The sequence below is a fragment of the Sphingomonadaceae bacterium OTU29LAMAA1 genome, assembly GCA_024072375.1.
Lineage (GTDB): Bacteria > Pseudomonadota > Alphaproteobacteria > Sphingomonadales > Sphingomonadaceae > Sphingomonas.
Genome location: CP099617.1, coordinates 3,671,077 through 3,683,994, shown reverse-complemented (window position 1 = coordinate 3,683,994; position 12,918 = coordinate 3,671,077). Strand labels below are relative to the sequence as shown.

Sequence of the window (12,918 nt, the reverse complement as noted above, 5' to 3'; positions counted from 1 at the left end):
CCGCAGTGCCTCGGGTTGATCTGCATCAAAGGAATAAAGGCGGAATGCCGGGCCGATGTCTGGTCAGCTATTGCGCGGCGGACACTTTTACCGCCACGTCCATCTCTTCCTCACCCTCACCCAATCGTGATCCGGCGACCGGAGCGGCGCCCGAGGCGTCCAGCGCGGCGGACACGCGCACGCTCTCCTCTTGTGGAGACCGTCCGGTGCATGGATCGAATCCCACCCAGCCGAGACCATCCACATGCGCTTCCGCCCAGCCATGCGGTGTCGGGCGCAGCGATCCCTCGACGATGCTGTACCCCGACACGTAGCGCGCAGGAATACCGAGCGATCGCGCCGCCACCACGAACATCTGCGCCAGATCGCGTGACGTAGCGGTAGGTTTCAGGAATGCGTCGGCCGCGCTCAACCCTGCTTGCGGTCGCGCACGATCCAGCCCGAACCGCCCGTTGAACGCCCGGTTCAGGCGATGTAGCATCCCGATCGGCCCCGTCGCTCCCGCGCTCGCCTCGATCGCAAAGGCACCAATTGCCACATCGCGCGGCGTAGCATCCGTCGCGCGCAGGAATACCGCGGGTGGTAATACCTCCGCCACGCCGCGCACGACGCCGTCCGAATGGCTGGTCAGCACCTCGCCGCGCACCGCGATCTCGATGTCGGCGATCGGCCCCTCGCAATAGAGCATGGTGATCGCATTGCCGAAGCCGTCGCGCCCGCGCCGCATCGTCGCGTCGCAATCGACGTCGATCCGCCAGCGCGCGACGGTCTGGTCGTGGCTGTTCTCCGGCGTCATGCGCAGCATCTGCACCAGCCGGGTCTGTGGCTCGCTGAAGCGATAGACGGTGCGGTGATCGATCGAGAGCCGCATCAGCCGAACCGGAACTGGCGGCCGATCGCCTCGTGCAGTTGGCCGTTTTCGCGGATGAAGGCTTGCAGATATTGATGCAGGCCGCTGGCGATCACCTCGCCCGATCGCGTCTTGACCAACCGCGCCGCCCGCATCCGCGCCATCCGATCTGCCTCGCCATGGCTGCCGGTGCGCTCGGCGAGCAGGCCGAGGATATCGACGGTGATCTCCGCCGACGCGACCAGACTGCGCGGCAGTTCGCGGCTGGCGATCAGCAGGTCGATGACGTTCGCCGGGGTCAGACCGTCCGAATAGAGCCAGCGATAGGCGGTCACCGCCGACACGACTTGCAGGATCGTCGTCCACTGGTCGCGATCGACGACGCCGCCGACCACTTCGCCCTCGGGCAGCAGGATGTGGTATTTCACGTCGAGCAACCGCGCGGTGTTGTCGGCGCGCTCCACCGCCTGACCCAGCCGGATGAACCAGTGCGACTGGTTGCGCAGCATCTGGTGCACCGCACCCTCGAACCCGCGGGTTTCGTTCTTCACCGATTCGACGAGGCGCAGCGTCGCCTGCGTATCGCCGACCTGATCCCGGTTCTCGAACACCAGCCAGGACCGATTGATCGCGGTCCACGCTTCGCGGCTCAGCGCGGTGCGCACCGCCTTCGCATTGTTGCGCGCACGGTCGAGGCAGCGGATCAGCGAGCCGGGATGGCTGGTGTCGACGGTCAGGAACCGCACCACGTCGGTCTGCGTCATCGCACCGCCGCTCGCGGCGAAATCCGCTTCGGTGTCGGTGACCGCGAGTGCCGACGACCACGCGACCTCACCCGCCGGGCGCGAAGACATCACGTCGAAACGCACGGTCGCCTCAATCAACCGCGCGAAGAAATCCGCGCGTTCGATGTAACGTCCCAGCCAGTAGAGCGAGGACGCGGTGCGGGAGAGCATCAAGAGCCGAACCCCTGCGACTGCGTCATACCGCCCAACGACTGGCTCTGTGCCTGACCTTGCCCCTGAGTCTGGTGCTGGCCATCGGCCATCAGCACGAAACTGTCCTTCGTGCCCCCGCCCTGGCTCGAATTGACGACCAGCGATCCTTCCTTCAGCGCCACCCGCGTCAATCCGCCGGGCACCACTTGCACGCCCTTCGACCCGCTCAGCACGAAGGGACGGAAATCGACGTGCCGCGGCGACAGCCCGCTATCCGCCAGCGTCGGCACCGTCGACAGCGCCAGCGTCGGTTGCGCGATATAGCGATGCGGCTCGGCGATCAGCGCACGGCGGAATTCCTCGATCTCCTGCCGGCTCGCGGTCGGCCCGACCAGCATGCCATAGCCACCCGATCCGTCGACCAGCTTCACCACCACCTGGTCGAGATTGTCGAGCACGTATTGTAACGCCTGCGGTTCCCGGCAGCGCCACGTCTCGACATTTGGCAGCTTCGCCTCGCCACCCGAATAGAATCGCACGATCTCGGGCATGTAGCTGTAGATCGCCTTGTCGTCGGCGATGCCGTTGCCCGGCGCGTTGATGATCGCGACGTTACCCGCGGCATAGGCGGCGATCAGCCCGGGCACGCCCAGCATCGAATCCGGCCGGAACACCAAAGGATCAAGGTAATCGTCGTCGACCCGGCGATAGATGACGTCGACGCGCACCCGCCCGCCGATCGTCCGCATCCACACCTGATCATCGTCGACCACCAGATCGGCCGCCTCGACCAGTTCGATCCCCATCGAATCGGCCAGAAAGCTGTGTTCGTAATAGGCCGAATTGAAATGCCCCGGCGTCAGCACGACGCAGACCGGCTGCGACGCGGACCCACGCGGCGCCACCGACTTCATCGTCTCCAACAGGCGATCGGGATAGCTGTCGACGGGCTCGACGCGGAACTCACGGAACAGCTCGGGGCACAGCCGCACCATCGCCTCGCGGTTTTCGAGCATGTAGCTCACGCCCGACGGCGTCCGCGCGTTGTCCTCCAGCACGTAGAATTCGTCCGGCCCGGTGCGCACCAGATCGATGCCGCAGATATGCGCCCAGATGCCGTGAGGCGGGCGCATCCCCGCGATTTCGGGGCGGAATTGCGGATTGCCGAGGATCAGGTCCTCCGGCAGCACGCCTTCCTTGAGGATGCGGCGTTCGCCGTAGATGTCGTCGAGGAAGGCGTTGATCGCCTCCACCCGCTGCACCAATCCTTCGGACAGGCGCGCCCATTCGTCGGCAAGAAACACGCGCGGCACGATGTCGAACGGGATGATCCGCTCCCGGCTGTCGGTGTCGCCATAGACCGCGAAGGTGATGCCGAGCTGGCGGAACGTCGTCTCCGCCGCCTCCTGCCGTCGCCGCAGATCGTCGTCCGGCGTATCGTCGAGCCATTTGCCCAAGGCCGCCAATGCGGGGCGTGGGGGCGTATCGCCCGTCATGCCCATGATTTCGTCGAACGCCGGTCGTTTCCCCATCGGAACGGTAAAGCCCTCCACGAATGCCTGAGTTCCATGCTGTGCGGAATCGCTGCGCTGCACAAGCGTCGTTTTGCACCACAAGGAGACGTCTGCCCCTTCGGCTCCCCATCCCCACGGCGAGAAGGCTTTCCCTACCGCAAGCCCGCCAGCATCCCCGGCGTCAGCACCTGCGGCAGCACCTGCGGCTCCGCCGCACCCGGCGCGTAGTACAGATACAGCGGCACCCCGGCGCGATTGTGCGCCTGGATGAACCGCCCCAGCGCCGGATCGCCGTCGGTCCAGTCACCGACCAGCACCGCCACCTTGTTCTTTGCGAACGCCACCCGCGTCGCAGCGGTATCGATCGACGACGCCTCGTTAACCTTGCACGACAGGCACCAGTCCGCGGTGAAGTAGGCGAACACTGGCCGCCCCGCCTTGCGCAACGCCGCCAGCCGCGCCTCGCTGAACGCATCGTCGTCGACCTTCGCGGGCCGGGCCGCGCCGCCGGTCAGCGCCGCCGCCACACCCGCCGGCACCACCAGCGCCGCTGCCGCCAGCGCCCAGCCGAAGCCCTCCCCGCGCTTCTGGCGCTTGCCGCCGAGGCTCAGCACCAGCAACATCGCCACCATCACCGCGATGCCCGCGATCAAGCCAGGCGTCCCCGCCTGTCGCCACGCCAGCCACAGCAGCGCCAACACGGTCAGCGCCATCGGCACGGCCAGCACTCGCCGGAACCGCTCCATCCACAGTCCCGGCTTGGGCAGTCGCCGCCGCAACGCCGGCACAAAGCCGATCGCAAGGAACGGCAACGCCAGCCCCAACCCCAGTCCGGCGAACACCGCCAGCGCCGCCGGCCACGGCAGCACCAGCGCCGCACCCAGCGCGGCGCCCATGAACGGCCCCGAACACGGCGTCGCCACGAATGCCGCGAGCGCGCCGGTCGCGATCGATCCCGCCGCCCCGCCATGCGACGCGAATTGCGGCACCGGCACTTCGAACCGCCCGGCAAGATTCAGCGTGATCGCAAAGGTCAGCGCGATCAGCAACACGACGATCCGCGGGTCCTGCAACTGGAACGCCCAGCCGACCACCGACCCGCCCGCGCGCAGGCCCAGGATCAGCCCGCCAAGCGCCACGCACATCAGCACCGCCCCCAGCATATAGCCGAGCGCATCGATCCGCACCGCCCGCTCGTCCTCGCCGCCACGCGCCAGATGCAGCGCCTTCAGGCTCAGGATCGGGAACACGCACGGCATGACGTTGAGGATCAACCCGCCCAGCACCGCCCCCGCGAACGCGAGCAACGCCGCCGACCAGCCGCTGCGATCGGTGGGCAGCGCCACCGTCCCCGCCGCCGCGGTCACGCTCAGTCCTAGGTTCGGGCCGATCCGCAACACGCCCGCAATGCCTCCTTTCGGCGCACCCTCGGTCGTGATCAGCAGCCGGTCGCCGTCGCGCGTCACCGTCTGCGGCGCGGCGTATTTCACCATGTCCGGCCCGTAGGGGAAGAAGGCCGCATCCTGCACCTTCGCCGCCGCGGGCAGCGGCACCGCCAGCAGCAGCCGGCCGTCCTTCACCTGATACGTCCCCGCCGCATCCAGCGGCTTGGGGATCGCCGCACGCCACGCATCGAACCGGCCGTTCCCGGCAGGCGCGCCGTCGCCGATCGTCAGGTCGAGCGTCAAATCCTGCGCCTCGGGCACGCAGATCGCATCGGTGCACACCAGATAATTGATCGTCAGCTTGACCGGCAATCGCGTGCCCCGCGCCAGCCCTTCCGGCACATGCAGCGTCGCCAACGGCGCGTAAGGCGCTTCGTAGACGTAGTTCATCAGGCCGGCGATCAGCAGCGTCGTCGGCACCGGCCATTGCAGTTCGGCCTCCGCCCGCGCGCCCTCGGGCAAGGCCCACGTCAGCGACGGCGCGAAGCCCGCATCGCCGGGATTGCGCCAATAGCCATGCCAGCCCTTTTCCGGCCGCGTGTCGAGCGCCACCGTCAGCGTCTGGCCGGCGCGCGGGCTCGCCGTCTCCGGCACCATCGTCATCGCCAGATGCGGCGGTCCGTTGGCGGGGGCGAGATCGGCATGCGCCACCTGCGCAAACGCCAGCAGCGTCATCACCGCGCAACACAGCACGCGCATCGCCGCGATCGTTCGATTTGCCATTCTTGCCCCGTCCATCGCGCACCGCCATAGCGACCGCGGATCATTTAAACGCCTATAAAACGAGTATCGCCGATGAAAGCGCTGATCGCCGCCGCCCTGCTCGCTTCCGCGACTTTGTCTTGCGTGCCCGTGTTCGCGCAGCAGACGCCGACGCCCGCACCGGCCGGCACGCCGATGCCGGAGATCGTCACCGTGCCGTTGCGCACGCCGCCGCGCCTGATCGTCGCCATCTCGGTCGACCAATTCTCCGCCGACCTCTTCGCGCAATATCGCAACCACTTCACCGGCGGCTTCGCCCGTCTGCTCACCGGCGCGGTCTTCCCCTCCGGCTATCAGAGCCACGCCGCGACCGAGACGTGTCCCGGCCATTCGACGATCCTCACCGGCATGCGCCCGGCGCACACCGGCATCATCGCCAACAACTGGATCGACCAGCGCACCGGCCGCGTCGACAAGAACGTCTATTGCAGCGAGGACGAAGCCGTCCCCGGTTCCGACCACAATGCCTATACCGTCAGCGATCGCCACCTGAAGGTTCCGACGCTGGGCGAGATGATGAAGGCGGCGCGCCCCGCCACCCGCGTCGTCTCGGTCGCGGGCAAGGATCGCGCCGCGGTGATGATGGGCGGCCACAAGGTCGACGAGCTGTGGTGGTGGGACTACAAGACCTTCACGACCTACGCCGGCCGCGCCGAACCCGCCGTCGTCACCCGCGCCAAGGCGGCAACCGCCGCGCTGATCGCTCAGCCTCAGGCCGCGCTGCCGCTGCCCGCCTTCTGCGCCGGCCTGTCGCGCCCGATCGCTGTCGGCGACCAGATGCTCGGCACCGGGCGGTTCGAACGCGCCGCAGGCGACGTGAAGCAGTTCCGCTATTCGCCCCCCTTCGACGCCGCGGTCTTCGCGCTCGCGGCCGGGCTGATCCAGGACATGAAGCTCGGTCAGGGCGCCGCGACCGACATCATCTCCATCGGTGCGTCGGCCACCGATTACATCGGCCATGCCAACGGCACGCAGGGGTCGGAGATGTGCATCCAGATGGCGCAGCTCGACGCGACGCTCGGCAGCTTCTTCGATCGGCTCGACCACTGGGGCGTGGATTACGAGGTCGTGCTGACCGCCGACCACGGTGCGCACGACATGACCGAGCGGCAGCAGCAGCGCGCGATGCCGATGGAGGCGCACGTGCCCGTCGCGCTGAAGGCCGACGCGATGAGCGCCGCGGTCGGCGCGGCGTTGGGCATCGCCGGGCCGGTGCTGGTCAGCGCGGAATCGAAGACCGGCTTCGACAGCGACGTCTATCTTGCCCGCACGCTGACGCCCGCCCAGCGCCCCCGCGTGCTTGCCGACGCGATCAAACGCTATGCCGCCGATCCGCGGGTGGAGGCGGTGCTGACCACCACGCAGATCGCGGCGACGCCGATGCCGACCACCCCGCCCGAAACCTGGACCTTGCTCGAACGCGCCCGCGCCTCATTCGACCCGGAGCGGTCTGGCGACCTGCTCGTACTGCTCAGGCCCCGCGTCACCTCGGTGGTGGCACCGGGCAAGACCTATGTCGAAACCCATGGCAGTCCGTGGGATTACGACCGCCGCGTGCCGATCCTGTTCTGGCGCAAGGGCATGGCAGGCTTTGAACAGCCGCTGTCGGTCGAAACCGTCGACATCGTCCCTACGCTCGCCGCGACGATCGGCCTGCCGGTGAAGGGGCTCGACGGCCGGTGTCTGGACCTCGATCCCGGTGCGGGGGATACGTGTGCGATGTGAAGTGCGAACAGCCTTCGCGGAACGGCGTTTTCGAGCCGCATCTTGAACAACAACGGGGATGATGATCGTGACAGGCATCTGGCAGCTGACAGTAAGCGCATCGTTCATTCTGCTGACCGGCCAGACGATGCCGCCTTCACCGACTGCCGTGACGGGCGACTTCTGCTCCCGGTTGGCGACGAATAGCGGCATCGATCGACCCGCGGCCCCCGACGGGCGGACGACATGGACGGTCAGCGCGATGAATTTCGGCCAGCGCTTCATCGTCGGCGGATCGTCCGCGACCGGGGTCGGCGTCTCGCCGGTCGAGCCCGCCACGGTGGAGGACTATCGCCGATTGGAAAACATGTGCCTGCCGGACGGCAAGGGCGCAGTGTGCAAGCTCTTCGGCCCGGTCAACTTCAACTTCATCTGGAAGGGGAAGAAGATCGTGACGCCGATGTCGGCCGGCGAACGCGCGACCGTCTCCGTCGTCGGCACTAAGACGACCGGTCGATCAGACGTAGCGCAATAGGTTCGCGACCACTTTCACCGCACCTCGAACATGCGTATCCCCGCACCCAACCGGTTCGCCCCCACCGCCAGCCGCTCGTGGCTCAGGTCCGCGACGAACGCCGGGCTACCCGACGCACCCGGAGCCATCCGCGCGTCATTGTCCTCCACGCGCAGCCCGGCCGACGGAAAGCTCTTGTTCTCCGCTGCGACGACGATCAGCCCGCTGCTGTTCTCCTTGCCCCGCCCCTGCACGAACGTATTGCGCGCGATCAGCCCGCGTGCGCCGTCAGGCAGGTCGATCATGTAATTGGTCTTGCGCCCCGCCGTATCGTCGAAGCTATTGTCGGTGATCGTCACATTCGGCACGCGCAGCTTGACGTAATGCCCCCCCGTCCCGCGCTCGAAGCGCGAGTTGGTGATCGTCACGCTGCCCTTGTTGCCGAGGTAGATCGAGTGCGAGCAATTCACCGCCTCGTCGCACTGCCCCAGCCCCGAGAAGGTCGACCGGTCGATGGTGATACGCTGCCCCGTCGGCTCGCCGCCGAGGATGCCCTCCTGGCTGTCGAGGAACATGGAATTGGTGACGGTCAGGTCGCCCATCTCGGCGCGGATGCCGGCGCCGTTGCCGTCCGACACGCTATAGCCGCGGAACACCAGCCCATCTACCGCCGATCCCTGCCCGCGCAGCACCAGCGCCGCCTTGTCCTCGCACGTCTCCTTCTCGAAGATCGCGGTGCCGGGCTCGACCGCCTTGAAGGTGATCCGCCCGCCCTGCTGCACCGCGCACTGGCGATAGACGCCCGGCGCGATTCTGATCGTCGCCGTCCCCATCCGCACCGACGACACCGCCTCCTGCAGGTCGTCGAAGCCCTGCCCGGTCTCGGCGATGGTGAACGGCTTACCGCTTTGCGCAAAGGCAGGCGCGGCGATCAGGGCGAGGGCGAGGATGGCGCGGGTCATGCCATCGTCCTGCGCCTGCCTTCCGCTCCGGAACCAGTGACATTCACGGTTAACGCGCGCCCTCGGCTGCCCCGCCGGTTACCGCCGTCGGCACCTGTCCCGAAATGAGGCGCGTGCGGGCCCGATTGCACTCCCGCGCCCGCATCGACTAGACCGCGGCATAACGAGACGGCGGCCGGGGGGCCGGCCAGGGGGGAAGCAGGCCGACGATGCACGCGATGTCACCGACGGAGGTCTTCCTCCTCGCGATCCTCATCATCTTCACGCTGCCGTGGCTGGTCTGGCGGGTCGGGCGGACCGATTACTGGGCGCCGCTTGTCGTGGTGCAGATCATCGGTGGCATCCTGCTCGGGCCCGGCATCCTCGGCGCGCTGTTCCCGGACTATTACGCCTTCGTCTTCGCCGCGCCGACGATGGGCGCGCTCAACGGCATCGCCTGGTGGTCGGTGATGCTGTTCGTCTGGGTCGCCGGGCTGGAACTCGACGTCGGCGAAGCATGGAAGCGACGGCGCGAGACCGGCATCACCGCGGGCCTCGCATTGGGCGTGCCGCTCGTCGCCGGCGCACTCGCCGCGATGGTGATGCTGCGTTTCCCCGGCTGGCGCGGGGGCGACGGGGCCGACTGGCAGGTGGTGCTGGGTATCGGCATGGCGTGCGCGGTCACCGCCCTCCCCATCCTCGTGCTGCTGATGGAAAAGCTCGACATCCTGCGCGCGCCGCTGGGCCAGCGCGTGCTGCGCTACGCCAGCCTCGACGATATCGCGATCTGGGGCGTGCTGGCGCTGATCCTGCTCGACTGGGAACGCGTCGGGCGACAGGCGGGCTTCCTCATCGGCTTCGCGATCGCGACCTGGGCGATCCGCAGGCTGCTGCGCGCGATCAACGAGAACGACCGCTGGTACGTCGGGCTGATCTGGCTCGCGGCCTGCGGGTTCGCGGCGGACTGGGCCGGGCTGCACTTCATGGTCGGCGCGTTCCTGGCGGGTGCAGTGCTCGACGCGCATTGGTTCGGCGAGGAGCGGATGGACCGTTTCCGCGCCACCATCCTGCTCGCGATCATGCCGGTCTATTTCCTCTCGACCGGGCTCAAGACGCAATGGGGCGTCGGCGGCACCGCGGTCTTCGCCGCCGCCGCGCTGCTGCTGGTCGCCTCGGTCGGCGGCAAGCTCGCCGGCATCCACCTCGCGGGCCGCGTCCTCAAATGGCCGAAGGGCGATGCGAAGGCGATCGGCTGGCTGCTCCAGACCAAGGCGCTGATCATGATCATCTTCGCCAACATCCTGCTCGACAAACACATCATCACCAACGAAACCTTCACCGCCCTGCTGCTGATGGCGGTGGCGAGCACGATGCTGACGATCCCGATCGTCGCGCCGATGTTGAATCGCGATCCGGGCTTGCGCAAGCGGGGGTTTTGAAGCGCCGCCTCACCCTCACCCTCCCGCGGCTTACGCCGCTCCTTCCCTCTCCCGCCGGGGGAGGGAAAAGACGCCGAAGGCGGCGATAGGGTGAGGGTGAGCGCGATCAATCCAGGTTAGGCCGCAACCACCGCTCCGCCTGCTTCACGTCCACGCCGCGCCGCGTCGCATAGTCCGCAACCTGATCCTGCCCGATCCGCGCCACGCCGAAATACTCCGCCTCGGCATGCCCGAAGTAGAACCCCGACACCGCCGCCGTCGGCAGCATCGCGAAGCTCTCGGTCAGCTCCAGCCCGACGTTCGCCTCGGCATCCAGCATATCGAACAGCGTCCGCTTCAACGAATGCTCCGGACACGCCGGATAACCCGGCGCCGGCCGGATGCCGCGATATTGCTCGCGGACCAGCGCCTCGTTGGTCAGCTGCTCGCCCGGCGCATAACCCCACAAATCGGTGCGGACATGCGCGTGCAGCCGCTCGGCGAACGCCTCCGCCAAGCGATCCGCCAGCGCCTTCAGCAGGATGTCATTGTAATCGTCGTGATCCGCCTTGTAGCGCGCCAGATGCGGCTCGATCCCATGGATGCCGACCGCGAAGCCGCCCATCCAGTCGCCCGCCGGATCGATGAAATCGGCGAGGCACATGTTCGCCCGCCCCTCGCGCTTGGCGATCTGCTGGCGCAGGAACGGCAGCCGCACCGTCGCCTCCTGCGTGCGATCGAGGTTGGGGATGTGGAACCCTTCGGGAATGCTCGCGCCATCCGGGCTGCGGTGCGATTCGCGATGCTCGGTATACACCCAGACGTCGTCGTCATGGCGATGGCACGCCCACAGCCCGGCGACGCCACGCGCGGTCAGCCACTTCTCCGCGATGATCCGATCGAGCATCGCCTGCGCGTCCTCGTATAGCCCGGTCGCGCTCTCGCCGACGACCTCGTCGGTCAGGATCGCCGGGAAATTGCTCGCCAGCTCCCACGCGCGGAAGAACGGCGTCCAGTCGATATAGCCGCGCAGGTCGGCAAGGTCCCAGTCGTCGAACCGGTGCACGCCCGGTTGCGCCGCTGGCGGGGCCTTCAACGCCATGTCGACCTTCAACCCCCGCGCCCGCGCCTCGGCGAGCGGCAACAGGTCGTTCTGCCCCTTGTTGGCGCGCGCGATGCGCACCTTTTCATATTCGTCGGCGATCCCGAGCACATAGGCATCGCGCTGCGTATCGCTGACCAGCGTCGTCGCCACACCCACCGCACGGCTGGCGTCGAGGACATGCACGATCGGCCCGTCATAAGCCGGCGAGATGCGCAGCGCGGTATGCACCTTCGATGTCGTCGCGCCGCCGATCAGCAACGGCATCGTCATGCCCGCCCGCTTCATCTCCTCGGCGACGGTCACCATCTCGTCGAGGCTCGGCGTGATCAGCCCCGACAGCCCGATCATGTCGGCATCGTTCTCGTTCGCCGCCGCAATGATCTTCGACCACGGCACCATCACGCCCAGATCGACCACGTCGAAGCCGTTGCACTGCAACACCACGCCGACGATGTTCTTGCCAATATCGTGGACGTCGCCCTTGACGGTCGCCATCACGATCTTGCCCTTGCCCTTCGCGCCCAGCTCCTTCGCCGCCTCGATGAAGGGCAGCAGGTGCGCCACCGCCTTCTTCATCACGCGCGCCGACTTCACCACCTGCGGCAGGAACATCTTGCCGCTGCCGAACAGGTCGCCGACGACGTTCATGCCGTCCATCAGCGGCCCTTCGATCACCTCGATCGGCCGCGCGAACTGCTGGCGGCATTCCTCGGTATCGTCGACGACATGCGCGTCGATGCCCTTCACCAGCGCATATTCCAGCCGCTTGGTCACCGGCAGGCTGCGCCACTCGGCGGCCTGCTTTTCCGCGACCGCATCGGTGCCGCGATACTTCTCCGCCAGCGCGACCAGCCGGTCGCCCGCCTCGGGATCGCGGTTGAGCACCACGTCCTCGCACGCCTGCCGCAGCTCGGGATCGATCGTGTCGTACACGTCGAGCTGCCCGGCGTTGACGATCGCCATGTCCATGCCGGCAGGGATCGCATAATAGAGGAACACCGAATGCATCGCGCGTCGCACCGGCTCGTTGCCGCGGAACGAGAAGCTCAGGTTCGACAACCCGCCCGAGATATGGACGTGCGGGCAGCGCGCCTTGATCGCCTTGCACGCCTCGATGAAGTCGACGCCGTAATTGTTATGCTCCTCGATCCCCGTCGCCACCGCGAACACGTTGGGATCGAAGATGATGTCCTCGGGCGGAAAGCCGATGCCCATGAGCAGGTCGTAGGCGCGGCTGCAGATCTCGACCTTGCGCTCCTGCGTATCCGCCTGCCCGACCTCGTCGAACGCCATCACGACCACCGCCGCGCCATAGGCCATGCAGCGGCGGGCGTAATGCAGGAACGCCTCCTCGCCCTCCTTCATGCTGATCGAATTGACGATCGGCTTGCCGCTGACGCACTTCAGCCCCGCCTCGATCACGCTCCATTTGGAACTGTCGATCATGATCGGCACGCGCGCGATATCCGGCTCGGCGGCGATCAGCTTCAGGAACGTCGTCATCGCGAATTCGGCGTCGAGCAGCCCTTCGTCCATGTTGACGTCGACCACCTGCGCGCCATTCTCCACCTGCTGACGCGCGACCTCGACGGCGCGCGTGTAATCGCCCGCCATAATCATCTTCTTGAACGCCGCCGATCCGGTGACGTTGGTGCGCTCGCCGATATTGACGAACTGGGCGGAGGAATTGGTGGTCATGTCAATCTTTCTAGCCCCTCCCCTTCAGG

Annotated in this window: 9 protein-coding genes; 3 read left to right on the top strand and 6 right to left on the bottom strand. The window is 67.2% G+C overall.

Translation table 11 applies throughout. The features are described 5' to 3' along the window. Positions 1-67 precede the first annotated feature (67 nt). From NF699_17645 to NF699_17630, 4 genes are all read right to left on the bottom strand, one after another. Positions 68-871: a transglutaminase family protein gene (locus NF699_17645; protein USU04830.1), complete on the bottom strand. Its 804-nt coding sequence runs from the start codon at positions 869-871 to the stop codon at positions 68-70. Then, positions 871-1,806, bottom strand: a complete 936-nt coding sequence (locus NF699_17640) for an alpha-E domain-containing protein (GenBank protein USU04829.1) — start codon at positions 1,804-1,806, stop codon at positions 871-873. The genes NF699_17645 and NF699_17640 overlap by 1 nt, the downstream gene beginning before the upstream one ends. Further along, on the bottom strand, positions 1,806-3,320 hold the full coding sequence (locus tag NF699_17635) for a circularly permuted type 2 ATP-grasp protein (protein USU04828.1): 1,515 nt from the start codon (positions 3,318-3,320) through the stop codon (positions 1,806-1,808). The genes NF699_17640 and NF699_17635 overlap by 1 nt, the downstream gene beginning before the upstream one ends. A gap of 134 nt (positions 3,321-3,454) precedes the next feature. Continuing rightward, the gene (locus NF699_17630) at positions 3,455-5,470 is read right to left on the bottom strand and encodes a thioredoxin family protein (GenBank protein USU04827.1); all 2,016 of its coding nucleotides are present in this window, start codon (positions 5,468-5,470) and stop codon (positions 3,455-3,457) included. A 72-nt stretch (positions 5,471-5,542) separates the two neighbouring features. Between NF699_17630 and NF699_17625 the strand changes: the two genes are divergently transcribed. After that, complete coding sequence (locus tag NF699_17625) at positions 5,543-7,234, top strand: alkaline phosphatase family protein (GenBank protein ID USU04826.1); 1,692 nt, start codon at positions 5,543-5,545, stop codon at positions 7,232-7,234. Between the two features lie 61 nt (positions 7,235-7,295). After that, positions 7,296-7,748: a hypothetical protein gene (locus NF699_17620; protein USU07144.1), complete on the top strand. Its 453-nt coding sequence runs from the start codon at positions 7,296-7,298 to the stop codon at positions 7,746-7,748. 14 nt (positions 7,749-7,762) lie between these two features. Here NF699_17620 and NF699_17615 read toward each other — a convergent pair whose 3' ends face one another. Beyond that, positions 7,763-8,689 (bottom strand): right-handed parallel beta-helix repeat-containing protein, encoded by a 927-nt coding sequence (locus NF699_17615; protein ID USU04825.1) that lies wholly within the window; start codon positions 8,687-8,689, stop codon positions 7,763-7,765. Between the two features lie 209 nt (positions 8,690-8,898). Here NF699_17615 and NF699_17610 point away from each other — a divergent pair, with 209 nt between their 5' ends. Next, on the top strand, positions 8,899-10,107 hold the full coding sequence (locus NF699_17610) for a cation:proton antiporter (GenBank protein USU04824.1): 1,209 nt from the start codon (positions 8,899-8,901) through the stop codon (positions 10,105-10,107). Positions 10,108-10,213: 106 nt separating this feature from the next. Here the strand turns inward: NF699_17610 and metH are convergent, their stop codons facing one another. Further along, positions 10,214-12,889: a methionine synthase gene (gene metH / locus NF699_17605; protein ID USU04823.1), complete on the bottom strand. Its 2,676-nt coding sequence runs from the start codon at positions 12,887-12,889 to the stop codon at positions 10,214-10,216. Between the last annotated feature and the right edge of the window lie 29 nt (positions 12,890-12,918).

What these genes read in the sequence shown, in the direction of transcription:
- NF699_17645 (USU04830.1), bottom strand. Translation starts at nt 871, where the DNA reads ATGCGGCTCTCGATCGATCACCGCACCGTCTATCGCTTCAGCGAGCCA.
- NF699_17640 (USU04829.1), bottom strand. Translation starts at nt 1,806, where the DNA reads ATGCTCTCCCGCACCGCGTCCTCGCTCTACTGGCTGGGACGTTACATC.
- NF699_17635 (USU04828.1), bottom strand. Translation starts at nt 3,320, where the DNA reads ATGGGGAAACGACCGGCGTTCGACGAAATCATGGGCATGACGGGCGAT.
- NF699_17630 (USU04827.1), bottom strand. Translation starts at nt 5,470, where the DNA reads ATGGCAAATCGAACGATCGCGGCGATGCGCGTGCTGTGTTGCGCGGTG.
- NF699_17625 (USU04826.1), top strand. Translation starts at nt 5,543, where the DNA reads ATGAAAGCGCTGATCGCCGCCGCCCTGCTCGCTTCCGCGACTTTGTCT.
- NF699_17620 (USU07144.1), top strand. Translation starts at nt 7,296, where the DNA reads ATGATCGTGACAGGCATCTGGCAGCTGACAGTAAGCGCATCGTTCATT.
- NF699_17615 (USU04825.1), bottom strand. Translation starts at nt 8,689, where the DNA reads ATGACCCGCGCCATCCTCGCCCTCGCCCTGATCGCCGCGCCTGCCTTT.
- NF699_17610 (USU04824.1), top strand. Translation starts at nt 8,899, where the DNA reads ATGCACGCGATGTCACCGACGGAGGTCTTCCTCCTCGCGATCCTCATC.
- metH (USU04823.1), bottom strand. Translation starts at nt 12,889, where the DNA reads ATGACCACCAATTCCTCCGCCCAGTTCGTCAATATCGGCGAGCGCACC.